The organism is Pandoraea sp. XJJ-1 (assembly GCF_026802345.1).
GTDB lineage: Bacteria > Pseudomonadota > Gammaproteobacteria > Burkholderiales > Burkholderiaceae > Pandoraea > Pandoraea cepalis.
The window spans coordinates 1934531-1959421 of the sequence record NZ_CP113827.1 but is presented as its reverse complement, the minus strand read 5'-3'; the positions used below and the strand labels follow the sequence as shown (position 1 = coordinate 1959421).

The window sequence follows — 24891 nt, the reverse complement described above, 5'->3', positions numbered from 1 at the left end:
ACCGATCGCAACGACACGCGGCATGTGAAAGCGGAGGCGGAATGTGCGCGAAATGCGCGGAGAACATCGATAAAACAAGGAGGTAGGTGACGAGCCTGACCCTCGGCACTGGCAGAAAACGGTTGTGGCTGCTTCGTTCCCGACCTGACCAGATTGGCCGCGCCACCATGCGAGGAGGCCCGTCAGGAACAGATTCTACCAGAGTCGGCGTGCCAACAGAAGCCCGACGCGCGAGATTGTGGGGCGCAGGCGCTCCCAACGGCAACCTCGCGGCGCGCTCAGGCACGACGCGCAAGCGTTTGCGATTTCCGCTAAGATGAGCACAAACTGCATTGGCGAACGCTATTGAAGCACGCGATTGCAGCCTCCATATGGAGAATGCACGCCCGGGAAAGCCGGGTGACATCTCCGGCGTCGGCGAAAGCGCGCTGTTTTCACCGGACGTTTCCGAATAGTCAGACGAGGCAACAATACTCATGAGCGAACAAATCAAGCACATTTCCGACGCCAGCTTCGACGCGGACGTTTTGAATTCCGACAAGCCGGTGCTTCTCGACTTCTGGGCGGAATGGTGCGGTCCGTGCAAGATGATCGCCCCGATCCTGGAAGACGTGGCCAAGGAATACGGCGACAAGGTGCAAATCGCCAAGATGAACGTGGACGACAATCAGGCCACGCCGGCCAAGTTCGGCATCCGCGGCATCCCCACCCTGATCCTGTTCAAGAACGGCGCCGTCGCGGGCCAGAAGGTCGGCGCCCTTGCGAAGGGTCAACTGACCGCCTTCCTCGACCAGCATCTGTAATCCCCAGCCAATGACGGCAGGTGCCGGGGCCTTTGTCGCCGCAGTGCGACAGCCCGGCGCCGGACAAGCGGTGCGGTGCTTGCGCGCGGCGCTGCTTGCTATATAATCCGGCAACAAGCATCTCAAAGTTCTTCGAGCGTTCGCTCACTTTTCCCTGATCCTTCACTTGTCGTCCGTCGGACGGCACCTCCGTATGCATTTATCCGAACTAAAGTCCCAGCACGTCTCCGAACTGCTTGAAATGGCGAACGGTCTCGATATCGAGAACGCAAACCGCCTTCGCAAGCAGGAGCTGATGTTCGCCATTCTGAAGAAGCGCGCAAAGACCGGCGAAACCATCTACGGCGACGGTACGCTCGAGGTGCTGCCGGATGGCTTCGGTTTCCTGCGCTCGCCCGAGACGTCGTATCTGGCCAGCACGGACGATATCTATATCAGCCCGTCGCAGATCCGCCGCTTCAACCTGCATACCGGCGACACGATCGAAGGGGAAGTGCGTACGCCGAAGGACGGCGAGCGCTACTTCGCGCTGGTGAAGGTCGACAAGGTCAACGACCATCCGCCCGAGGCCTCGAAACATAAGATCATGTTCGAGAACCTCACGCCGCTGCACCCGAACAAGCCGCTCCTGCTCGAGCGCGACATTCGCGGTGAAGAGAACGTGACGGGCCGCATCATCGACATGATTGCGCCGATCGGCAAGGGCCAGCGCGGTCTGCTCGTGGCCTCGCCGAAGTCGGGCAAGACCGTGATGCTGCAGCACATCGCTCACGCGATTGCCACCAACCATCCGGAAGCCAAGCTTTTCGTGCTGCTCATCGATGAGCGCCCGGAAGAAGTGACGGAAATGCAGCGTTCGGTGAAAGGCGAAGTGGTCGCTTCGACATTCGACGAGCCGGCCACGCGTCACGTGCAGGTCGCCGAAATGGTGATCGAGAAGGCCAAACGCCTGATCGAAATGAAACAGGACGTGATCATTCTGCTCGACTCGATCACGCGTCTGGCCCGCGCTTACAACACCGTGATCCCGGCCTCGGGCAAGGTGCTCACCGGCGGTGTGGATGCCAACGCGCTGCAGCGCCCGAAGCGTTTCTTCGGCGCCGCACGTAACGTCGAAGAAGGCGGCTCGCTCACGATTATCGCCACCGCACTGATCGAGACCGGCAGCCGCATGGACGACGTGATCTACGAAGAATTCAAGGGCACGGGCAACATGGAAGTGCACCTTGAGCGTCGTCTCGCGGAAAAGCGCGTCTACCCGGCCATCAACCTGAACAAGTCGGGCACGCGTCGCGAAGAGTTGCTCATCAAGCCGGAAATCCTGCAAAAGATCTGGGTGCTGCGCAAGCTCATCTACGATATGGATGAGGCTGAAGCCATGGAATTCCTGCTTGGCAAGATCAAGCAGACGAAGAACAACGCCGAGTTCTTCGACCTGATGCGCCGCGGCGGCTGATTTCGCCCCCTGCGCGTCATGAGAGAAAGCCGCGACCCGCGTGTCGCGGCTTTTTCATTGCGCCACCCCGCCGCTGCGCGGGCTGTCACGATGACTGTTATATGATGGAACGGCACCGCGCACCGGCCGCCAACATACGTCCCCCAACGCGGTTCCCGAAGGAGAGATTGCAATGTCCGAGCAAGACGATTTGATGGCGGAAGCCTTTGCCCACCTCGAAGCCGGCGACCCCGAGTCGGCGTTGGAGATCGGCAAGCGGCTCGAGTCGATGCAGTACTCGGGCGCCTATGAGGTGCAGGCAATGGCCTACGCCGATATGGACGACATGGAACAGGCCGTGACCATTCTGGAAGCCGGTGTCGCGCATGCGCCGGGCGTCTGGCTGCTCTGGCAACTGCTCGGCAACTACCGCTCCGATCTGGGGCGCTTCCCGGCCGCCATCGAGGCATATGAGGCAGCGGGCAATTGCGCGCCGGACGAAGACGTCGTCATCGTCGACTTCAATCACGCCAACGCCCTCACCCGCCACGGCGATTTCACGTCGGCACAAACGCGTCTCGACCGTGTGCTTGAGAGCCCGCACCTCGCACAGGCCGGACGTGCCTTCATCGAAAACGCCATTGCACTGCGCATGCACCTGTTCAACGCCCAAGGCGAGCCGAAGGCCGCCATTGCAACCTACGAATCGCTGCACCAGCACGCGCGTGACGACGAAGGCAGCAACGTGGCCATGGCTGACGTGCTCGCCGAGCTATCACTCGCGTACAAGCAGTCAGGCGATAACGATAAGGCGCTCGCGTCGGCGCTGGAGGCCGTGCAGCTCTACAAGTGGAGCGACACGGCCCTGTGGGCCCTGCGTGCCGCACGCGACGCGCAATCGGATGTGGCCCACGTGATGCATCTGATCGTGGAAGGGCAATGGTACGAGCCTCTGGAGGATGAGGATCCCGATGGCCCGCCGCCCGCGTTCGTCACCACCTACGACGTGGTGGCCGAAGATGAAGCCGAAGCCCTGCGTCTGGTCGCGGAATGCGAGCCGCCGCAAGTGCGCGACTCGCTGCGTATCGCCGAGACGCATCCGGTCGATCACGACGAGGAGTCGCCTATGCCCTACAAGGGAGTGTATGCCACGGGCGACTACCATATGTATCAGCCGGGCGATGATATCGACTGAGCGCACTGCCAAGCGCATCGCCTGAGCCCACGGATCCCGCGGGTCGATCCACTGAATCGACCGGATTGTCGGGCATCGCTCAGGTCATCAGCGACCGTTAGCGACAAAGGGCACCGGGATTTCCCGGTGCCCTTTGTCGATTGACAGCATCCACGCCGATGATCGCGGGGGCATCGCGCCCCCGCGATCAGGCGTCGGTTTATTTATAGCCCGCTCGATCGAGAATACGCTGCGCTTCCGGCAGGCTTTTCGCGATGGTGCCGATGGGCACGTCTTCCGCCTTGAATGAGCCCAGCGCGGCGAGTGCGGGGTTGTCGACGCGAGTCGTCGGCACGGCGGGCCACTCGTTGTTGCCGTTCGCGAAGTACCGCTGCGCGTCGTCGCTCGCGAGATATTCCAGGAACTTCACGGCGTTGGCATGGTTCGGTGCATGCTTGGCAATGCCCGCCCCCGCCACATTCACGTGGGTGCCCTTGCCCGCCTGATCCGGCCAGATCAACCCCACCTTGGCCATCAGCGCTTTGTCCTCAGGCCTCTCCGAACGCGCCATGCGCACGTAATAGTAAGAGTTCGCGAGCGCCACGCTGCACTCCCCTGTCGCCACCGCCTTGATCTGGTCGGTATCTCCCCCGCGCGGTGCACGCGCAAAGTTCGCCACCATGCCTTCGGCCCATTTCTGCGTCGCCGGCGCGCCTTCACGCGCGATCAGCGCGCCCACCAGCGAGAGCATGTACGGATGCGAGCCCGACCGGGTGCAGACTTGACCCTTGTGCGACGGATCGGCCAGCGAGGTGTAGGTCTGCACCGTCTTCGGGTCGACCTTGTCCTTGTTGTAGACAATCACGCGCGCCCGCGTCGAAAAGCCGTACCAGTCCGTGCCGGCCGTCGTGCCCGCGGCGTGCAGCTTGGCTGGAATGCGCGCATCGAGCGTCGTCGACCGGGTCGGCTGGAACAGCCCTGCCTCGTCGGCCTTCGCCAGACGCGCCGCGTCGACCATCAGAATGACGTCCGCCGGACTCTTCGCCCCCTCGCTCTTCAACCGCTCCAGTAGCGCCGCGTCGTCCGCTTCGATCCGATTGATCTTGATGCCGGTCTGTCGTGTGAACTCACCGAAAAGCTGTTCGTCGGTCTGGTAATGACGCGCCGAATACAAGTTCAGCACGCCACCGGTGTCGGCCTGCGCGCCGAGTGTCGCGCCCATCAACGTGCCGAGTACCGTCAGTCGCGCCAGTTTGCCGATCGTCTTCGCCTTCATGGGCCATTCCCCCGCTGTCGTGGTTTCGTAGAGAGGAACAGGATAATGAATCATGCCCAATATTGCAAATGATTCCCATTATCATTAATTCACATCTTCATTATGGGAACCGTGCAGGGGGATGCGCGGAGGGGCGGTGGTGCGGTCGGCGAATCGCCAAGGCCGCCGCGCCTGCGAAGCAGAAGGCACCCGAACTTGGCGCGCTCCGTCGGTTGCGGCTGATAAGACGAAGCACCCCGTCAAAGGTTCCGGTCAGGTGCGCGCCTCTCGACGATGTCCTCGAAAAGTGAACCGAATTGCGCCCGGGCGGCTCCAACCGCCGTAAAATTGCGCGTCGACGCGCGTCAGTCGCCTGCCATCCCCCTCTGATCGAAGGCGCCACGCGCGTTTGTCCTGCCCTGCCGGAGTTTCCCTTTGTTGTCGTCGATTCGAAAACTACGCCGCCCTGTCACACCGACAGCCCACGGCGCCCCCGCCCTTGCGCGGCCCCACTCGCACTCGCTTTTGCTTCCTCTTTTGCGTCCCTTCCTGCCCTTCCTCGCCAGCGCGCGCGTCCCGCTCGCCGCCTCACCCCGCACGGCCTTGAGCGCACTCGCCATGGCCGCCGTGTTGGCCGGGTGCGCGAGCGCGCCGGGGGGCAATGCGCCCGTGACCTCTGCCGACAGCACGTCGTCGACCGCGCAGACACCGACGGTACCCGCCACCCCGGCGGCGCCGCCGAAGGTGGTCCGTCCGCTGAAGATCGGGCTTGCGCTCGGCGGCGGCGCTGCGCGCGGATTCGCGCATGTGGGCGTCATCAAGGCGCTGGAGGCCCGTGGCATACACGCGGATATCGTGGTCGGCACCAGTGCGGGGAGCGTCGTCGGCGCGATGTACGCCTCCGGTCTGAACGGCTTCCAGCTCAACCGCCTGGCGTCGACGATGGATGAAGCATCCATCAGCGACTGGACGATGCCATTCCGCTCTCGCGGCATGCTGCGCGGCGAAGCCCTCCAGTCCTACGTCAACAAGATCCTCAAGGATCGCCCGATCGAGCAGATGCCGCGCCAGTTGGGCATCGTGGCCACCGACTTGCAGAGCGGCGCACCGATCCTTTTCCGCCGCGGCAATACCGGACAGGCCGTACGCGCGTCGAGCAGCGTGCCAGGCGTGTTCGAGCCCGTGCATATCGGCACGCGCGATTACGTCGATGGCGGCCTGGTCGCGCCGGTGCCCGCCGAATACGCCCGTCAGATGGGGGCCGACTTCGTGATTGCCGTCGACATTTCGGCCAACCCGACCGCACAGGCCACGCAAGGCCAGTTCGACATCCTCATGCAGACGTTCACGATCATGGGACAGTCGATCAAGCAGTACGAGTTGGAGAAGAATGCGGACGTGGTGATTCGTCCGTCGCTGGCAAAGATGGGGGCCTCGGACTTCCAGGGCCGCAATCGCGCCATCCTGGCTGGCGAAGAAGCGGTTGCCGCGATGTGGCCGCAGATCCAGCGCAAGCTGGCTGAAGCGCAGACGGAAGCCACGCGCGGCATGCCGCAAGCCTCGCGCTGAGCGAAGCCGCACCGGGCACGCCAAGCGCTCTGACGAGCGCCGCAATCCAACCCCTGAAAAACGAAATGCCGCCCACTGGGCGGCATTTCGTTTTGTCGTCTCGTCTGGATATCCGCCAACAACGCCGCGGACATCAAACGCTTACATCGGGTGGTCGTTCTTGAAGAGCTGCTCGACGCGCGTCAGTTCGGCGCTGGCCTTGAGCGTTTCGACACGGCGGGCGCCGTTGTAGCGGGCCGACCAGTACGACTCACGCAGGTCTTCCACACGAATCTTGCCGCCGGTGGCCGGCGCATGCACGAACTTGTCGCCGCCAATATAGATGCCGACGTGCGAGAAGCTTCTACGCATCGTATTGAAGAACACCAGATCGCCCGGCTTCAGATCGGTCTTGGCGATACGCTCGCCCACCTGGCTCATTTCTTCCGCGCGGCGCGGCAGCATGAAGTTGAGCGTGTCCTGGAACACGTAACGCACGAAGCCGCTGCAATCCAGACCGCTGTCCGGCGTATTGCCACCGTACTTGTAGCGCACGCCGATGTAGTTCAACGCGCCCAACACCACGTCCGAGGCCTTGTCGGTCACGTTCGAGAGCAGCTTCTGCGCACGTTGCACACGCGATTCTTCGACAGGCGCTTGCGGCACATCGGATGCCGCGACGGTGGTCGCCGCGCTCTGGGCAGCGCTGAAACTACCGCCGGCCTGGAGGGTGGCAGCGGCCGCTCGGGCGGCCGCGGTCGGACCGTTGTTGTAGTCGTCGGCCTGCGCCGACAACGAGGCGGTAACGAGGCCAGCGGCAGTGAACGCGAGAAGGAGTGTCTTGCGGATGCGCGGAGGGATCGTCTGCATTAGTCGCCGGGTTGAGTGTGTCGGATGGCCGATGAGTAGCTCGTCAGGTGCAACAGGATGCTGCCGTGTCGAACGCCTTCGAGTTACGCCCGGCTGACCCACCGCCGAACCTGTCGTCTTGACTGACTGTTAACTCGTTGAATATTCAACTTAATTGGTACGCGATAGTAATGTGAACGTCACATGATGTCAAAAGGTAATAGAAAAAAACAATCAGTGCAATCGGAAAATTTTCATTAGCAATCAAGCCCTTGCGATTTAGCCGATGTTCCGCGACGTTGCATGATATTTCACCGGGGCGTCATGAGGCCCTACCCCATGGCCGCCGCGATCAGCGTTCTCGTGTAATCGTTTTGCGGATCGAAAAATACCGACTCCGTGTCCCCCTGCTCGACCAGTCGCCCGTCCTTGAAGACCAGAACACGATGTGCCATCGCACGCATGACGGCCAGATCGTGACTGATGAAGAGGTAGCTCAGGTTGTACTTGATCTGCAACTGCGCGAGCAAATGGAGCACTTGCTGTTGAATGGACACGTCGAGCGCGCTGGTCGGTTCGTCGAGCACGATCACCTGCGGATCGACCACGAGCGCGCGCGCAATCGCAATGCGCTGACGTTGACCGCCCGAGAACTCGTGCGGATAGCGCGACATGGCACGCGCATCGATTCCCACCTCGCGCAACACGTCCGCCACACGGGCTCGTCGCTCGTCTTCCGTCTGTTGCGGCCGATGCAGCGCGAGCCCCTCGCCCACGATCTCTTCGATCGTCATGCGCGGCGACAACGAGCCGAACGGGTCCTGGAACACGATCTGCATGCGAGAGCGCAGCGTGCGCTGCGCCTTGCCACGATAGGCGGCGAGCGGCTCGCCCTGGAATTCGACCTGCCCGGCACTCGTGCGCTGAAGTCCCAGCAACGCCATCGCGAGCGTCGATTTGCCGGAGCCCGACTCGCCCACCACGCCCAACGTCTCGCCCTGGCGCAATGCCAGATCGACCGGATGCACCGCGCGGAATCGTCCGCGTTGAAACCAGCCGCGCATGCCGGGCTGCGAGGTCGGGTAGTCGACCGCGATCCCGCGCGCCTCGAGCAACACCGGCGCAATGGGCAACACCGGATGAATCTCCCGCTGCGGACGACTATCGAGCAGCTTGCGCGTGTACGGATGTTGCGGATCGGTGAAGAGCGTCTCGGTGTCCGCACATTCGACGAGAACGCCTTTCTCCATCACCGCGACGCGTTGCGCGAAACGCCGCACCAGATTCAGATCGTGCGTGATGAGCAGCACCGCCATGCCACGCGTCTCGGCGGCTTCGCGTTGCAGCGCGAGCAATAGTTCAACGATCTGGGCACGAATGGTGACGTCGAGCGCCGTGGTCGGCTCGTCGGCCAGCAGCAACTTGGGCCGGCACGCGAGCGCCATGGCGATCATGGCACGCTGGCGTTGCCCGCCTGACAGCTCGTGCGGGAAGTGCGACACACGGCGCTCTGGCTCGGGAATGCCCGTGCGGCGCAGCAGCTCCACCGCGCGCGCCTTCGCCTCCTTGGCAAAAAGCCCTTCGTGCAGCTCAAGCGCCTCGGCAATCTGGTCGCCGATCGAATAAAGCGGATTGAGCGCGGTCATCGGCTCCTGAAAAATCATGGCGACGTCGTTGCCGCGGATACCTCGCATCTCGCGCTCGCTCATGCCGGCCAGGTCGACGCCGTCGAGCATGATCCGTCCCTGTACCTGCGCGTCCTGCAGCAGGCGCAGGATGGCCAACGCCGTCACGCTCTTGCCGGAGCCCGACTCGCCGACCAGCGCGACGCGCTCGCCCCGCCCAATGGCAAGACTCACGTCCTTCACGGCTTCGGTGTCGCCGAAGTACACCGACAGGTTTTCGATACTGAGTAGCGGCGCGCTCACATTGCCCCCCCGGCGGCGGCCTGCTTGTCCGCGACACGTGTGTCGAGCGCATTGCGCAAGGCGTCGCCCATGAACGTGAGCAGCAACAGCGTGAGCACGAGCACCACGAACGTGGCCAGCGAAATCCACCATGCATCGAGATTCGCCTTGCCTTGATTGAGCAACTCGCCCAGGCTGGGCGTCGGCGGCGGCACGCCGAGGCCCAGGAAGTCGAGACTCGTCAGCGCAAGAATCGCGCCGCTCATGCGGAACGGCAGGAACGTGATGACCGGCGTCATGCTGTTGGGCAGCACGTGACGCCGGATGATCTGCCAGTTCGAGAGTCCCATCGCCCGCGCAGCGCGAACGTAATCGAGCTGACGATTGCGCAGGAACTCGGCGCGCACGTAGTCGGACAAGCCGATCCAGCCGAACAGCGAGAGCAGCACGAAAAGCAGCCACAGATGAGGCTCGAAGATCGACGCAAAAATGATGAGCAGGTACAGCTCCGGCAACGAGCCCCAGATTTCGATCAGGCGCTGCAGCGTCAGGTCGATGCGCCCACCGTAGAAACCCTGCACGGCGCCGGCCAGCACCCCGAGCAGCGTGCCGGAGACCGTCAGCGCCAGCGCGAAGATCACCGACAGGCGGAACCCATAGAGCAACCGTGAGAACACGTCTCTGCCGCGATCGTCCGTGCCCAGCCAGTTCTCCGACGACGGCGGCGCGGGATTGGGCGTGGTCGAGAAATAGTTGATGGTGTCGTAGTGGTAACGCACCGGCGGATAGATCGCGAAGTTATCGCCCGCGCGGATGCGCTTCTCGATGAACGGGTCGAGGTAATCGGTCGGCGTCGGAAAATCGCCGCCGAAGGTCAACTCGGGATAGGTCTCCACAAGTGGGAAATACCAGTGCCCTTCGTAGCGAACGACCCACGGCTTGTCGTTGGCGATCACCTCGGCAAAGAGACTGATGCCGAACAACACGACGAACACGACGAGACTCCAATACCCCAGTCGCTGATTGCGAAAGCGCCGCCAGACACGCCAACGCGGCGAACGCGATGGGGCGAACGACGACGGGCGTGGCGATGGCGTGGCGGATCGGGTCACGTCAGTGCTCCAGTCGATCGAATTGAATACGCGGGTCGACCAGGACGTAGCACAGGTCGGAGATGAGCTTGGTCACCAGGCCAATGAGCGTGAACAGATACAACGAGCCGAGCACGACCGGATAGTCGCGCCGCTGCACCGATTCGTACGAGAGACGCCCCAGCCCATCGAGCGAGAACAGCGTCTCGATCAGCAGGCTGCCCGCGAAGAACGCGCCAATGAAGGCCGATGGGAAACCAGTGATCAGCGGAATCAACGCGTTGCGAAAGATGTGCTTGAACAGCACCTTGCGCTCGGAGAGTCCCTTGGCGCGCGCGGTGAGCACGTACTGGCGGCGAATTTCGTCGAGGAACGCGTTCTTCGTGAGCATCGTGACGACCGCGAAACTCCCCACGACCGACGCCGTCACCGGCAGCGTGATGTGCCACAGGTAGTCGGTGATCTTCGCCGGCCACGATAAATCGCTCCAATTATCGGAGACGAGTTCGCGCAACGGGAACAACTGCCAGAACGTGCCGCCGCCGAAGAGCACCAGCAGCAACACCCCGAGCACGAAGCCCGGGATCGCGTAGCCGACGAGCACCACCAGACTCGTGAGCGTGTCGAATCGGGAACCGTTACGCACCGCCTTGGCGATACCCAACGGCACCGATATCAGGTATGTGAGGAAAAACGTCCACAGGCCCAGGGAGATCGATACGGGCAACTTCGAGACGATCAGCGACCACACGCTCTGGTGATGGAAGTAACTCTGGCCGAGATCGAATTTCGCGAAGCGCTTGAGCATGAGCCAGTAACGCTGCGCCGGCGTCTTGTCGAACCCGTACAACGCCTTGATCTGGGCCAGTTGTTGCGGGTCGATGCCGCGCCGTCCGCGATAGTCGCTCGCGGCGCCGCCACCGCTCGCTTCCCCGCCGCCACCGCGTCCCTTGAGTTCGAGCATGACCTGCTCGACCGGACCACCGGGCACAAATTGGATGACCACGAAGGTCAGCGTGATCACACCGAGCAGCGTCGGGATCATGATCAGCAGGCGTTTGAGAATGTAGGACCACATGGTTGGGGGCAGCTCCTGTCGGTTCCTGACTCGGTGACGTGCTATCGGGACGCGGCGGACGCCGGAGATGGCGCAGCGGACATCGACGCCCCGGGCGTCGCCGCCTGCGCCTGCGTCTGCCCCACACGCGAATCCCACCACGTCGACACGAGCCAGCCTTCGGCGGTGTAGTACTTCGGCAACCTGTCCGGGAAGTGCAGATACTGCTTGTAGGCCATGCGGTGCGTCGACGAGAACCAGTGCGGCACGATGTAGTAGCCATGCATCAGCACGCGGTCGAGCGCGCGCGCCGCGGCCACGAGGTCGTCGTAGGTATGCGCACGCACGAGATCGGCCATGAGCGCATCGACGGCCGGATCTTTCAGACCGATGGCGTTATCGGAGCCTTCCACGTCGGCCGAGTGGCTGCCAAAGCGGTCGAGCAATTCGGTGCCGGGAATCTGCGAGTCGGGATAGCGCAGCGAAATCATGTCGAAGTCGAACGCCTCCAGACGCTTCTGATACAACGCGAAGTCGCTCGTGCGAAAGTTCAGCGTAATACCCAGCTTGGCGAGGTTGCGTGCGTAAGCCGAGGCGACCGGCCCCATCGCACCGCCATCATCTAGAAACTCGAAGACGAACGGCTCGCCTTTCGCGTTACGCAGTGCACCGTCGCGATAGGTCCAGCCAGCCTGCGCCAACAGCTCGCGCGCCTGGCGCAGGTTCTCACGCAGACTGGCGGGCGGGGTCGTCGTCGGCTGCACGACCATTGGCCCGAACACGGCCGGATCGAGCGATTTGCGCAGCGGTTCGAGCAGCTTGCGCTCCGCCTCGCTCGGCAGGCCGCGTGCGGCGAGATCGCTGTTGGTGAAATAGCTGTCGATGCGCTGATACTGGTTGTAGAACAGCTGACGGTTAAGCCACTGATAATCGAGCGCAAGATCCAGCGCCCGGCGCACGCGCACATCGCGAAATTTGTCGCGTCGCAGGTTCAGGATGAAGCCTTGCATGCCCGCCGTGTTGTGATGCGCGAACTCACGCTTGATCAGTTCGCCATCGCGAAAGCGCTTCCCCACATAGCTGCGCACCCAGCTTCTCGCACGGTATTCGGTAATGGCGTCGAACTCGCCCGCCTTGAAGCCTTCGAGCCGCACGATGTCGTCGGAGTACAGCTTGTAGACGATGCGCTCGAAGTTATAGGTGCCGCGTCGCACGGGCAACGCGTTGCCCCAGTACTCAGGGTTGCGCCGGAAGGTGATGCGCCTTCCGCCGTCATACGACTCGATGAGATACGGACCACTGGCGATGGGCGTCTCGAACGTCAGCGCGTCGAAGGCCTTGCGCTTGCCGTTCGCGCCGGCCCCCCACTTGGGCGAAAACACCGGCACCGTTGCCACGAGCAGCGGCAGGTCGGGACTCACGCGACGGAAGTCGAAGCGCACACGACGCGCGTCGAGCACGCTCACACTTTTCACGTCCGCGAACATCACCTTGAAGCCCGGCGAGGCCTGCGGGCTCATCAGCGTATCGAACGAATACTTGACGTCTTGCGCCGTCACCGCGTCGCCGTTGTTGAAGCGTGCGGCCGGATTGAGGTGGAACGTGACTGACGCGCCATCGGGGGCCACCGCGATGTCGTCGGCGAGCAGGCCGTAGACGGTGGCAGGTTCGTCGGCGCTGCCAATGCCGAGCGTCTCGAACATGAGGCCGAGCACGCCCGGGGCCGACGTGCCGCGCAGCGTGAATGGATTGAACTTGTCGAAGCTGGTGCGGCGGTCGGGGTTCGCCAGCGTCAGCGTGCCGCCACGCGGCGCATCGGGATTGACGTAGTCGAAGTGTGTGAACCCTTGCGGATACTTCGGTTCGCCGTATTGGGCAATGGCGTACTTCGCCTGCGCCGACGGCGCCAGCAACAGGGCGACGGCGAGCGCCGGAACGAGGGTGGGAACGACGGTCAGCACGCGGACCAGAGAAGTCACGAAGCGACTGAGCGAGCCGCGTGTTGTGTATGGGTGCCGTGAAGTGGGCGCTTTCATGCGTCTCCTGTGTTGGTCGGCCAGCACCAGCCTGCCGGGGCCCGGACGCATCCAGCCCCCTCCCCTTCGCCCCGCCACCGTGTTTGGCGACATGGCATAACGGCGCGTAACATCTCGTCATGGCGCATCCCTGTGCCGCCACGCACAATTCCCGCACGAGGCTTGGCGACATGGCCGGACCGCGCGACAATTGTACCCAAAAGCCCGGCGGTTACCGCACTGAAAGACACAATCTCGCCGGCCCGGTTCCCCTGTTTCCGCCCTGGAGGCCGACGTTGAGTGCTACACGATCGCCCGCGCAGAACCCCAACCGTACCCTGCCTCGCTGGCTCGCCCGATTTTTCTTTCAATGCGTGGAAGCGGCGCAACGTCGTATTGCGCGTGGGTCATTGGTCGGCGACCGACCCATTTTCGACAACGCGCAGTTCCCGTGGGTCGAAGCCCTCGAAGCGCAGGCGCCGGCCATCGCCGCGGAACTCGACGCCGTCCTCGCCACGCCCGGGCGTTTGCCGGCGTTTCACGAAATCTCGCCCGACGTCGCCACCATCACGCAGGATCATCAGTGGCAGACCTTCGTGTTTCTCGGCTACGGCATGCGCGCCGAGCGCAATCTCGCGCGCTGCCCGGCCACCGCGGCCGCCCTCGACGGCATTCCCGGGTTGCGCACCGCGTTCTTCTCGATCCTCGCGCCGGGCAAGCAGATCCCGCTGCATCGAGGTCCTTACAACGGGGTGCTGCGCCTGCATCTTGCACTGAAGGTGCCGCGCGAGCGGGAGCACTGCTGGATCGAAGTCGACGCTCAGCGTTACGCCTGGCAAGCGAACCGCGCCGTGATCTTCGACGACGCCTATCCCCATCAGGTGCACAACGATACGCCCGAGACACGCGTGGTGCTGTTCGTCGACTTCGAGCGCCCATGCAAAGTCCCGGTATCGTGGCTCAACAAGTTGCTGCTGGCCTTCGCGCCGCTCACGCCGGAGTTGCAGCAGGCGAAGGCAAATCACGAACAGTGGGAGCGCGATTATTACGCGGCGCCCGCGCCGGCCGCCAACCCGGCAACGCCCCCTGAGAATGCGGACTCGCCGACCACGAAGGCCGTGGCCGACGACCACGCACACGGCTGACGCGACGCATAAAAAAACGCCAGCGACGTTTTCGCTGGCGTTTCAGTGGGGTAGCCGGACCTACGAAGGCCGGCCGGGCTGCGCGAGCGCGTCCTGCGCGGGCGGTGGGACGAAGTTCGCCGCAAGCACCGCGACCAGCGCCGCCGCCATCATCGCGCCGATGCCGAGCGCGGCATCGCCGAAGTGGAGGTACGCCACCTTCATCGTCTCGATCACGGCCACGGCCACAACGATGGTGATCATGCTGAGCATGCCGGCCACCGTCGCACGATTGGGACTCTCGACAGCGAACAACGACTGCCGATACACCACCCCGTAACACAGGCCCATGCCGAACGCATGCAACGACGTGCCAACGAGAAGGGCCGGATAGCCCGGCGCTAGAATCGCCGTACCGATGAGCGACACCGCCGCGCCAATCAGCATCGCCGCCACGCCCGTCGCCAGCAATCGGCCATTCGACCAGCGCCCGACCTGACGCGCGAGCAACACATTGCCGAGAATCAGCGCCGCGAAGACCGGCACTTGCAGCAACGCGTATTGCATCTGCGACAAACCGGCGCGCTCGATCAGGAACACCGGGCCGAGGGCGATCCATGTCAGCAGCGGCGTGATGGCAAGCCCCGTGAGCACGGCACCGCGCCAGAACCGCGCGCTCGAGAGCGGCAGCTTGTAGCCCGTCCAGAGCTGCTTCGCGTTCAGCGCCGTGCGATCATGGCGCGACAGTTCCGGCATGGTGCGATACAGCCCCACGAACGAAAACACCGCCACGATGGCGATGAGCCAGAAGATGCTGCGCCATGGCCAGTACGACACCACGGCCGCACCCGCGAGCGGACCGAACAACGGCGAGAGCAGCGAAACGTTCGCCATGAGCGCCATGACACGCACCGCCGTCTTCTCGTCGAACGCTTCGTGCACGGTCGGATAGCCCACCGTCAGCACGAAGCAGCACCCCATGCCCTGGAGGAAGCGCAGCGCAATGAACTGCGGCATCGTCTGCACGTAGTGCGTGGCCAGACAGGCGACGATGAACATCACGAGACCGCCGAGCAGCACGCGACGGCGTCCGAAGCGATCGGCGAGCGGTCCGAGCAGCCATTGCAGGCTGGCGTTGCCGAGCATGGCCGCAGTGAGCGCCAGCGTGGTCATGTCCGCCGACGCCCCGAATTCGCGCGTGACCATCGGCATGCCGGGCATGATCATGTCATTCGAGATATAGACGGCAAACTCGAAGAGCACGAGCGAGAACGGAAACCAGAATCGGGAAACAGACAGGGTGGGGTGAGACACCTAAAGAAGGCTCCTTTGTTCAGCCATCGCGCATGGCGAAGGCCCACGTAAAAAGACAACACCCCCGGTACCTGCGAGGCACCGGGGGTGTCGTTTGCATCGATGATGCCGCTTGGTGACGGCTTTCGATCGCTCAGACGTCCAGAAGTTCGACCTCGAAGACCAGCGTGGCGTTGGGCGGAATCACACCGCCGGCGCCGCGTGCGCCATAGCCCAGTTCGGGCGGAATGACCAGCTTGCGCTTGCCGCCGACCTTCATGCCGGCAACGCCTTCATCCCAGCCGCGAATGACCATGCCACCGCCGAGCACGAAGGCGAACGGGTCGTTGCGGTCCTTGCTGGAATCGAATTTCTTGCCATCGGTCAGCCAGCCCGTGTAGTGCACGGTGACGGTCTGACCCGGCGTGGCTTCGGCGCCATCGCCCACTTGCAGATCGTCGTATTGCAGGCCGGAATCGGTAGTGATGATCGACATCGTTGTCCTCGCTCGAAACAGAAAGAGTATCGACGCGCGAGGTATCGCCAACGCGCGAACTCGGGAAAGAAAAAACCCCCGGCTCTCCGCGAAGAGCCGGGGGTGTTCCGCCAAGGCGACTTGGCGGAGACGGAGGGATTCGAACCCTCGATCCAGGTTTTGGCCCAGATGCTCCCTTAGCAGGGGAGTGCCTTCGACCTCTCGGCCACGTCTCCCAAACTTGCCGTCACATCAGGGAGGTGATGTAACGAAGGCGTGATATTACCTACTGTTCGCGATGTCGTCAAACATTATGCGCATCGAAAACCAACAAAATTTGCGCATGTGTCATGCCTTCGACACGCTTGGGGAACATTCCCCGCACTGCCGCGCGAAAATCGCGCGTCGCGCCGCATGCCTCTTGCGCGCATGCGGCACACCGGGTGCCGTCAACGACGCTCAGGCCTGGTCGAGTTCGAACGCCTTGTGCAGCGCGCGCACGGCCAGTTCCATGTACTTCTCGTCGATCAGCACGGAGATCTTGATTTCGGACGTCGAGATCAACTGAATGTTGATGCCCTCTTCCGACAGCGTGCGGAACGCCTTGCTGGCGATACCGACGTGCGAGCGCATGCCCACGCCCACGATCGACACCTTCGAGACCTTCGGGTCGCCCACGACTTCGGCGGCACCGATGTGGCCCTGCACGTCCTTTTGCAGCAGCGTCATGGCACGCTGGTAGTCGCCGCGCGGCACGGTGAACGTGAAGTCGGTCTTCCCCTCGATGCTCAGGTTCTGGATGATCATGTCGACATCGATGTTCGCGTCGGCGATCGGACCAAGGATCTGGTAGGCGATGCCCGGACGATCCGGCACGCCGCGCACAGTGATCTTGGCCTCGTCGCGCTGGAATGCGATACCCGAGATGATGGCCTTTTCCATTTGTTCGTCTTCCTCAAAAGTAATCAGCGTGCCCGAGCGCGCTTCTTCGTCGAGCGCGATCATCGGGTCGGTCAAGCTCGAGAGCACGCGCGTCTTGACCTGGTACTTGCCGGCAAATTCCACCGAACGGATCTGCAGCACCTTCGAGCCGAGACTGGCCATTTCCAGCATCTCTTCGAAGGTGACCTTGTCGAGGCGACGCGCGTCGTCGACCACGCGCGGGTCGGTCGTGTACACGCCATCGACGTCGGTGTAGATCAGGCACTCATCGGCCTTGAGCGCAGCGGCCACCGCCACCGCCGAGGTGTCCGAGCCACCGCGACCCAGCGTGGTCACGTTGCCGTTCGGATCGATCCCCTGGAAACCCGTGATGACGACCACGCGGCCGGCATTGAGATCGGCCATCACGCGCGCGTCGTCGATCTCCGAAATACGAGCTTTGGTGAAGGCGCTGTCGGTCTTGATCGGTACTTGCCAGCCGGCATAGCTCACGGCATCGACGCCCGCTTCCTTGAGCGCCATCGCCAGCAGGCCAACGCTCACTTGCTCGCCCGTGGCGGCAATGGCGTCGAGTTCGCGCGGATCGGGATGGGCCGAAATCTCCTTGGCCAACCCCAGCAGACGATTGGTCTCGCCAGACATGGCCGACGGCACCACCACCATCTTGTAACCGGCCTTGTGCCACTTGGCCACGCGCTTGGCGACATTCTTGATGCGCTCCACCGAGCCCATCGACGTGCCGCCGTATTTGTGTACGATCAGAGCCATAACATTGCTAACACATTGATTTGAAACCGTTTATGAATCACGCACGGAGACCCGCCGAAGGGTATCGGTAGCGTTTCGATTCGCGGAACTTTTGATTATCGCACGAATGTATCGCGCCTGAGCCAGTCTGGCGCAGATTGCACTGCCCAGGACGCAGCGCGCCGCATTCGACAGCAGATTGTGCTGTTTTCGGTCGCTTACGCTTCGTCGCGCCACATCATCCGCCAGCGCGCACCGCGATACTCACCGGTTTGTGCCGCCCCGTCGATCCCCAGGCGCGGCACGAACACGATGTCGCGTCCCTGCCAGACGATCGGCACATGACGCAACCACGCCGCGACGCCGCGGCTTTGATACCAGTGCTTCAGCGAACGCGAATGACCGTGCGCGTGTTCGCGCCATCGCTCCCCACCCGCGCGCGCCCTCGCCACGAGCGGCCGCGCGCGTAGCAAGCGCTCGTCGATGGATGCCTCGCCCCCCTCGTCCGCCTCGCCCTCGGCGACCGGCACGAACACAATGCTTCCCTGCCATTGCGGCAACGACCATTCGCGCTCGCCCGACCATCGCAATACGACATCGGAGGCCCCTTCGTCGTGGTGGGCCACGTCGTACGCCGCGGTCCATTGCAAGGCGTCGCGATACAGACGCAAGACCGCGCCGCCATGCGGCAATTCGAGCGATGCGTCGTCGTGCGCGTCGCGAATCTGTCGCACCCATTCGTCCAGCCGCGCTTCGGGCGGCATCGCCAATCCGCGACGCGCCGCCCAATACCGCAGAAGGTTCGCCAGTCGTGGCGTGTCCAGCGCCTGCAATCGACTGCGCTGCAAACACTCGTCGCCAGACGCCTGGATCACGCAGGCCATGTCGAAATCCGTCTGCGCGAGCTGATCAAGCAGCGATTGCGCTTGCGCGGCATGACGCGCAAACCGCGCCAATGTTTCCCGATACGCAGGCACGTGGGCCGCGATGGCGGGCATGACATCGTGACGCAGTGCGTTGCGCAAGTAGTGGCGATCGTCGTTCGACGGATCCTCGACCCACGACAGCGAGCGCGCCCTTGCATACGCCAGCAACGTCTCACGCGAGACGTCGAGCAACGGCCGCAGCAGCCGTGCACGACTCGGCTCGCCTGCCGCGACCGGCAACACCCCCTCCACGCCCATTGCCGCCACGCCGGGCAACCCCGCACCGCGCAGCATCTGCAACAGCACGGTCTCGGCCTGATCGTTCGCGTGGTGAGCGCTCAACAGCCAGCCCACACCATGTGCGTCGCAGCACGCCGCCAGCGCTTGATAGCGCGCCGCACGCGCCGCGCCCTCGATGCCCTGCCGGGCGTCGCGCTGCACACTCACCCGTTGCGCCTCGAACCCAAAACCGCGCAGACGCGCCTCGCGCTCGCACGCGGCGAGCCACGCGTCGGCGTGCGTGGACAGTCCGTGATGGATGTGGATGGCCAGCGGTGGTGCGATCGCCTCGCCCGCGTCTCGACGCGCCTGAACCCAATGCGCCAGCGCATCGAGCAGCACCATCGAGTCGAGTCCGCCGCTCAGCGCGACGGCCAGAGGCGGGGTGCCGTGGGAGGGAGGGGCTGACGCGAGGTGCGGCGTCGCGTGCGTCGCCAGGGCGAGGCGCAGCGCGACGTCCACATGGACAACTGCCGCGTCGCTTCGGGCAGAAGCGCACGCGGCAGCGGAAGCATCGTGATGAGGCATGGGATCAGGTGTCATCGCCACCACGGGCGACGACGCCGTGGCAGCCGCGTTACTTCGCGACCGCTTCCTTGTACTTGCCATAGCTCATCAGGCGCTCGAAGCGGCGCTCGAGCAGTTCCTTGTGGCTGTTGCCCTGGAACTGGCGCAGCGAATCGGCCAGCGCACGCTTGAGCATGCCGGCCATACCGAGCGGGTCGCGATGCGCGCCGCCCAGCGGTTCGTTGATGATCTTGTCGATCAGGCCCAGCGCCTTGAGGCGGTGCGCCGTCAGACCCAGCGCCTCGGCCGCCTCGGGCGCCTTGGCCGCGCTCTTCCACAGGATCGACGCGCAACCTTCCGGCGAAATCACCGAATACGTCGAGAACTGCAGCATCATGACCGTGTCGGCCACCGCCACGGCGAGTGCGCCGCCCGAGCCGCCCTCACCGATGATCGTGGTGATGATCGGCGTCTTGAGTTCGGCCATGACGAACAGGTTGTGACCGATGGCTTCGGACTGGCCGCGCTCTTCGGCGTCGATGCCCGGGTAGGCGCCCGGCGTGTCGACGAACGTGAAGATCGGCAGACCGAATTTCTCGGCGAGCTTCATCAGGCGCATGGCCTTGCGATAGCCCTCGGGACGCGGCATGCCGAAGTTGCGCAGCGCACGCTCCTTCGTGTCACGCCCCTTCTGATGACCGATCACCATGCAGGCCTGGCCGTTGAAACGCGCCATGCCCCCCACGATGGCCAGATCGTCCGAGAACGAGCGATCGCCATGCAATTCATGGAAATCGGTAAAGATGTCGCGAACGTAGTCGAGCGTGTAGGGCCGCTGCGGATGACGCGAAATTTGCGAAACCTGCCACGGCGACAGGTTCGTATAGATGTCCTTGGTGAGCTGCTGGCTCTTCTTCGAGAGGCGCTCGATCTCTTCGGAAATGTCGACGGCTGAATCGTCTTGCACGAAGCGCAGCTCTTCAATCTTCGCTTCGAGTTCGGCGATGGGCTGTTCAAAATCCAAAAAGGTGTTCTTCATCAGGCTTCCCCCGGAAATGCGGCAGCGTATTGTACCGCCGGCAACGTCTACCCGGTCGAGATAGACAACTTTCATTGCCACTCAATCCATAATAGACGTCAATAATGACTGGATGCGATGGGATGGACGCGGATTATACGTCTTTGACTGAACTTTCAGTATTCGACGGGCACCGGTTCGAGGCTTCTCCACATATACCAGGTGGCGACGGAGCGCCACGGCTCCCAATTGGCGGCCACTTCACGCGCTTCGCTGCGTGTGACGGGCTCCCCGCTGAAATAATTGACGCTGATGGCGTTGATCAGCCCGACATCGTCGAGCGGCAGGACGTCGGGGCGCAACAGGTTGAACATCAGGAACATTTCGGCGGTCCAGCGACCGATGCCGCGAATGCCGGTCAACTCCGCAATGACCGCCTCGTCGTCCATGCTGGCCCAGGCGTCGACGTGTAGCGCGCCGGATTTGAAGTGCGTTGCCAGGTCGAGAATGTACTCGGCCTTGCGGCGCGACAGCCCGCAACCGGCGAGCGCATCGTGCCCTACCTTGATGAACTGCGCTGGCGTGAGCTTCGGACAGGTGGCCTGCACGCGATCCCACACGGCCTGCGCGGCCTTCACCGAAATCTGCTGACCGACGATCGAGCGCGCCAGCGTAACGAACGGCTCGCCGCGCCCGGTCAGATGGGCCGGACCAAATTGAGGGATCAACTTCTTGAGAATACGGTCGCGCTTCATGAGGTCGGCGCAGGCCTGATCCCAGTAGAGCGGGCGCGTCGCCCCCGCCGCGACCGGTAGCGGCACCACGCCTGTCACGACCTGCTCGACGATGTCGTGGTCGATGCGCTCGATCTCGGGCGTCACGATACGCGTCTCGCCATCGCGCTTGGCGATGACCCGGCGCGCGTCGTCGGGCGTCGACGGCACGGTCTTCACCGGCGCCTTGCGCGCGACCTTCGTTCCAGCCTTCGGTGCGGCCTTTTTTGCGACCTTGTCGGTGACCGGCGTTGCAGACTTTTCCGCGCTTTTTTGCACGCGCTTTTGTACGCGCTTTTCTACGCCCTTCTCTGCGACTTTTCTGGCGACCTTTTGCGCAACCTGCTTTGCGGTTTTTTGCGCCGGCGGCGGCGCGGCCTTGCGGGCGGCGCCGGCCTGCGTTGGCTTCGCCGCCGCGTTACCCGTCGCGGTCTTGCGACCCGACTTGACGTTCGTCGTCGCGCGCTTTCCAGCCGCCTTGGCCGGCGCACGGCGTTCGCCATCGTCGGTCGGCGCGACCGATCTGGTGGCCTTCACGGCCCCCTTCGCGCCCTTCGCTGCGGCAGTTTTGGTCGCCACCTTAGCGGCCACGGAGTTACGAGTCACCATGAAATTTGCCTCGATGCGTCGCGCTCAGGCACGACGCCATTCGGTGGCGCCTCCGGGACGGTCTTCCAGCACGATCCCTTCGGCCAGCAGTTCGGCGCGAATACGATCGGCCTCGGCGAAATTGCGTTCGCGCTTGGCTTGTGCACGGGCTTCGATGCGCGCCTCGACCGACGTGCGCAAGGCGTCGTCGTCGCCGGCCGAGTCGCTCCCCGCCGCCCCTTGCAGGAACGATTGCGGATCGCGGCCAAGCAGGCCAAGCGTAGCGGCGAGCCCCTGCAACTGACGCACGAGCACCGGATCGCGCTGCTTGTTGATTTCTCCAGCGAGATCGAACAGCACGGCGATCGCCACGGCCGTATTGAAGTCGTCGTTCATCGCCGCGGCGAAACGCTGCGCGAACGGCTCGTTCCAGTCGAGTGGCGCGCCGTCGCCCGTCGCATCCTTAAGCGCTGTATACAGTCGCGTCAGACCGCCACGCGCGTCGTCGAGATGCGCATCGCTGTAATTGAGCGGGCTGCGGTATTGCGCGCGCAGAATGAAAAAGCGCACGACTTCCGCGTCGAACTTCGCGAGCACTTCGCGAATCGTGAAGAAGTTGCCAAGCGACTTGGACATCTTCTCGTTGTCCACACGCACGAAACCGTTGTGCATCCAGTAGTTCACGAACGTTTCGCCCGTCGCGCCCTCGCTCTGGGCGATTTCGTTCTCGTGGTGCGGGAACTGCAGATCCGCCCCGCCGCCGTGAAGGTCGAAGTGATTGCCGAGCAACTGGCAGCTCATCGCCGAGCACTCGATGTGCCAGCCCGGACGGCCCGCGCCCCACGGCGAGGCCCACTTCGACTCGTCGGGCTCGGTCTCCTTGGCGCGCTTCCACAGCACGAAATCGAGCGGATCCTGCTTCGCGGCATTGGCGGCAACCCGCTCGCCAGCGCGCAGATCTTCGATGGACTTGCCCGAGAGTTGTCCGTAGCTGGCGAACTTGCGCACGGCATAATTCACGTCGCCGTCGTCGGCCTGATAGGCGTAACCGTTGCGTTGCAGCGTGCCGATCATGTCGACCATCTGTGGAATGAAGTCGGTGGCACGCGGCTCGTGATCGGGACGCTGCACACCAAGCGCATCGGCATCTTCGTGCATGGCGGCAATGAAGCGCGTCGTCAATTCGCGCATCGTTTCACCGTTCTCGACAGCACGCTTGATGATCTTGTCGTCGATATCGGTAATGTTGCGCACGTAGGTCACGCGGTAGCCGAGCGTTCGCAGCCAACGTTGCACCATATCGAACACCACCATGACGCGCGCATGGCCGATGTGACAGTAGTCGTACACCGTCATCCCGCAAACATACATGCGGACTTCGCCGGGAACGAGAGATACGAACGGCTGTTTGTCTCGCGCGAGCGAGTTGTAGACACGCAGTGAATCCATAGATAAGCGCTTGACCGGGCGGCACCAGCGCCGGGCGCTGCGACGATGTCTCCGGCGCCATCACACACGACGTGACGGGGGCGACATCGCGAGGCGGGCTGCGCGCCGTGCGGTAGAAAAAACGAACCTGCGAACCGTATCCACCGCCATAACAATAAATGGCGCGGGCCGGGCGCAGGTGTTTTGTTAGAATGCGGCCGAGTATAGCATCTCTTGCGCACCTCTCAGGTATCCCAAGCACCCACTATGACGCAACGAAGCCGGTCACTTTTGTCTCCCGCAACGCGCCTGCTCCGCGCACACCGCCCGGTCGCCGCTGCCGCTCGCAGCGCCCGCGCGCTGGCGCTTGCCGGCGTTACCCTCGGCCTCGCGGGCACGTTGTTCTCGCTCCCCGCCGGGGCACAGGCCATCATCGATCCGCCGCCGCCCGCACCGCTGCAAACACCGCAGCAGGCCAGCGAGTCGGCCATCGACAAACTGGTCGCCGCAGGCAAGTTCAACGACGCGCTCGCGAAAGCCGACGAACACCTCAAGCAATATCCGCGCGACGCGCAGGTGCGCTTCACACGCGGGCGCGTGCTCATGGAAATGGGCCGCAACGCCGAAGCCATCGACGCCTTCACCGCGCTCACGCAAGACTTCCCGGAACTGCCCGAGCCGTTCAACAACCTCGCGGCGCTCTACGCGCAGGTCGGTGAGTACGACAAGGCACGCGCGGCCCTCGAGAGCGCGATTCGCAACAACCCGAGTTTCGCCGTGGCGTATGCGAATCTCGGCGACATCTACGCCAAGCTCGCGCAGCAGGCGTATCAGAAATCGCTCAAGCTCGCACCGACCGCGCGCGTGTCGAACCGCGAAAAAATCCTGTCCAACATGCTCGCCCCGCAGCGCGCCGCGCCCGTGAGCCAGACCCCGTCAGCGCCCAAGTCTGGCGACGACGCCGCGCTCAAGAGCGTCGGCAAGTCGGGCAACTAAACCCCGCCCCCGTCGTCCCAAGAATCGATCCCTCATTGCCTACGGAGACATGCATGAATTTTCCGAATCGCCTGCGTCGCGCGCTGCTCGGCGGCGCACTCGCTGCGGCCGCCCTGTCGGGGACGAGCCTGAGTGCGTTCGCGCAGGACGTCCAGCCGCAAGTGTTGTTCAAAACGTCGGCCGGCAACTTCGTCGTCGAACTCAACCCGAAGGCCGCGCCGAAAACGGTCGAGAACTTCCTTCAGTACGTCAACAGCGGTTTCTATAACGGCACGATCTTCCATCGCGTGATTGGCAACTTCATGATCCAGGGCGGCGGTTTCACGCCGGAGATGAATGAAAAGCCCACTCGCGCGCCGATCCCCATCGAATCGCAGAACGGCCTGAAGAACGTGACCGGCGCCATCGCGATGGCCCGGACGTCGAACCCGAACTCCGCGACCGCGCAATTCTTCATCAATGTGAAGGATAATGCGTCACTGGACTACCCCAACCCGGACGGCTACGGCTACGCGGTCTTCGGCAAGGTGGTATCCGGCATGGATACCGTCGAGAAAATCAAGGGCGTTGCCACGACCCGCAAGGGCATGTACCAAGACGTGCCGGCCACGCCCGTCGTGATCGAATCGGCCAGCGTCGTCAAGCGCTGACATTCTCCGGC

Annotated in this window: 20 protein-coding genes, 1 tRNA gene and 1 other RNA gene; 7 read left to right on the top strand and 15 right to left on the bottom strand. The window is 63.4% G+C overall.

All coding sequences use genetic code 11. The features are described 5' to 3' along the window. Positions 1 to 85 precede the first annotated feature (85 nt). Positions 86 to 184, bottom strand: an RNA gene (ffs, locus tag OYT13_RS08940) — signal recognition particle sRNA small type. A 292-nt stretch (positions 185 to 476) separates the two neighbouring features. Between ffs and trxA the strand changes: the two genes are divergently transcribed. From trxA to OYT13_RS08925, 3 genes are all read left to right on the top strand, one after another. After that, positions 477 to 803 (top strand): thioredoxin TrxA, encoded by a 327-nt coding sequence (trxA, locus tag OYT13_RS08935; protein ID WP_010807316.1) that lies wholly within the window; start codon positions 477 to 479, stop codon positions 801 to 803. Between the two features lie 193 nt (positions 804 to 996). Next, on the top strand, positions 997 to 2259 hold the full coding sequence (gene rho / locus OYT13_RS08930) for a transcription termination factor Rho (RefSeq protein WP_026132103.1): 1263 nt from the start codon (positions 997 to 999) through the stop codon (positions 2257 to 2259). Between the two features lie 172 nt (positions 2260 to 2431). Next, the gene (locus OYT13_RS08925; RefSeq protein ID WP_150563010.1) at positions 2432 to 3433 is read left to right on the top strand and encodes a tetratricopeptide repeat protein; all 1002 of its coding nucleotides are present in this window, start codon (positions 2432 to 2434) and stop codon (positions 3431 to 3433) included. Between the two features lie 199 nt (positions 3434 to 3632). On the opposite strand, the gene OYT13_RS08920 is transcribed toward OYT13_RS08925, so the two are convergent. Next, entirely contained in the window at positions 3633 to 4688 is a 1056-nt protein-coding gene (locus OYT13_RS08920; RefSeq protein WP_442796467.1) for an extracellular solute-binding protein, read from the bottom strand. 597 nt (positions 4689 to 5285) lie between these two features. Between OYT13_RS08920 and OYT13_RS08915 the strand changes: the two genes are divergently transcribed. Next, positions 5286 to 6236 (top strand): patatin-like phospholipase family protein, encoded by a 951-nt coding sequence (locus tag OYT13_RS08915; protein WP_268567868.1) that lies wholly within the window; start codon positions 5286 to 5288, stop codon positions 6234 to 6236. 141 nt (positions 6237 to 6377) lie between these two features. Here OYT13_RS08915 and OYT13_RS08910 read toward each other — a convergent pair whose 3' ends face one another. The 5 genes from OYT13_RS08910 to OYT13_RS08890 form a co-directional block, all read right to left on the bottom strand. Further along, entirely contained in the window at positions 6378 to 7085 is a 708-nt protein-coding gene (locus OYT13_RS08910; RefSeq protein ID WP_150551515.1) for a C40 family peptidase, read from the bottom strand. Positions 7086 to 7396: 311 nt separating this feature from the next. Then, on the bottom strand, positions 7397 to 8992 hold the full coding sequence (locus OYT13_RS08905) for an ABC transporter ATP-binding protein (protein ID WP_268567605.1): 1596 nt from the start codon (positions 8990 to 8992) through the stop codon (positions 7397 to 7399). Next, entirely contained in the window at positions 8989 to 10083 is a 1095-nt protein-coding gene (locus OYT13_RS08900; RefSeq protein WP_026132100.1) for an ABC transporter permease, read from the bottom strand. The genes OYT13_RS08905 and OYT13_RS08900 overlap by 4 nt, the downstream gene beginning before the upstream one ends. 1 nt (position 10084) lies before the next feature. Beyond that, positions 10085 to 11140, bottom strand: coding sequence for a microcin C ABC transporter permease YejB (locus OYT13_RS08895; RefSeq protein ID WP_017234711.1), 1056 nt, complete (start codon positions 11138 to 11140; stop codon positions 10085 to 10087). Between the two features lie 41 nt (positions 11141 to 11181). Then, positions 11182 to 13206 carry an extracellular solute-binding protein gene (locus tag OYT13_RS08890; RefSeq protein ID WP_369751595.1) on the bottom strand — a complete coding sequence of 675 codons (2025 nt, stop codon included), beginning with the start codon at positions 13204 to 13206 and terminating at the stop codon, positions 11182 to 11184. 224 nt (positions 13207 to 13430) lie between these two features. On the opposite strand from OYT13_RS08890, the gene OYT13_RS08885 reads away from it, so the two are divergent. Next, positions 13431 to 14279: an aspartyl/asparaginyl beta-hydroxylase domain-containing protein gene (locus OYT13_RS08885; RefSeq protein WP_254440954.1), complete on the top strand. Its 849-nt coding sequence runs from the start codon at positions 13431 to 13433 to the stop codon at positions 14277 to 14279. A 60-nt stretch (positions 14280 to 14339) separates the two neighbouring features. On the opposite strand, the gene OYT13_RS08880 is transcribed toward OYT13_RS08885, so the two are convergent. From OYT13_RS08880 to cysS, 8 genes are all read right to left on the bottom strand, one after another. Beyond that, the gene (locus OYT13_RS08880; protein WP_150563017.1) at positions 14340 to 15572 is read right to left on the bottom strand and encodes an MFS transporter; all 1233 of its coding nucleotides are present in this window, start codon (positions 15570 to 15572) and stop codon (positions 14340 to 14342) included. 133 nt (positions 15573 to 15705) lie between these two features. Continuing rightward, entirely contained in the window at positions 15706 to 16047 is a 342-nt protein-coding gene (locus OYT13_RS08875) for an FKBP-type peptidyl-prolyl cis-trans isomerase (protein WP_017234707.1), read from the bottom strand. 121 nt (positions 16048 to 16168) lie between these two features. Continuing rightward, positions 16169 to 16262, bottom strand: a tRNA-Ser gene (locus tag OYT13_RS08870). 223 nt (positions 16263 to 16485) lie between these two features. Then, complete coding sequence (locus OYT13_RS08865) at positions 16486 to 17736, bottom strand: aspartate kinase (RefSeq protein ID WP_268567604.1); 1251 nt, start codon at positions 17734 to 17736, stop codon at positions 16486 to 16488. A 197-nt stretch (positions 17737 to 17933) separates the two neighbouring features. Continuing rightward, positions 17934 to 19448: a tRNA lysidine(34) synthetase TilS gene (gene tilS, locus OYT13_RS08860; protein ID WP_268567603.1), complete on the bottom strand. Its 1515-nt coding sequence runs from the start codon at positions 19446 to 19448 to the stop codon at positions 17934 to 17936. 49 nt (positions 19449 to 19497) lie between these two features. Continuing rightward, entirely contained in the window at positions 19498 to 20466 is a 969-nt protein-coding gene (locus tag OYT13_RS08855; RefSeq protein ID WP_017234704.1) for an acetyl-CoA carboxylase carboxyltransferase subunit alpha, read from the bottom strand. A gap of 155 nt (positions 20467 to 20621) precedes the next feature. Continuing rightward, positions 20622 to 21497 carry a DNA-3-methyladenine glycosylase family protein gene (locus tag OYT13_RS08850; RefSeq protein WP_026132099.1) on the bottom strand — a complete coding sequence of 292 codons (876 nt, stop codon included), beginning with the start codon at positions 21495 to 21497 and terminating at the stop codon, positions 20622 to 20624. Positions 21498 to 21851: 354 nt separating this feature from the next. Further along, positions 21852 to 23255 (bottom strand): cysteine--tRNA ligase, encoded by a 1404-nt coding sequence (gene cysS, locus OYT13_RS08845; protein ID WP_017234702.1) that lies wholly within the window; start codon positions 23253 to 23255, stop codon positions 21852 to 21854. 270 nt (positions 23256 to 23525) lie between these two features. Between cysS and OYT13_RS08840 the strand changes: the two genes are divergently transcribed. Beyond that, entirely contained in the window at positions 23526 to 24230 is a 705-nt protein-coding gene (locus OYT13_RS08840) for a tetratricopeptide repeat protein (RefSeq protein ID WP_261938756.1), read from the top strand. Positions 24231 to 24301: 71 nt separating this feature from the next. Beyond that, positions 24302 to 24880 (top strand): peptidylprolyl isomerase, encoded by a 579-nt coding sequence (locus OYT13_RS08835; protein WP_026132098.1) that lies wholly within the window; start codon positions 24302 to 24304, stop codon positions 24878 to 24880. Positions 24881 to 24891 lie beyond the last annotated feature (11 nt).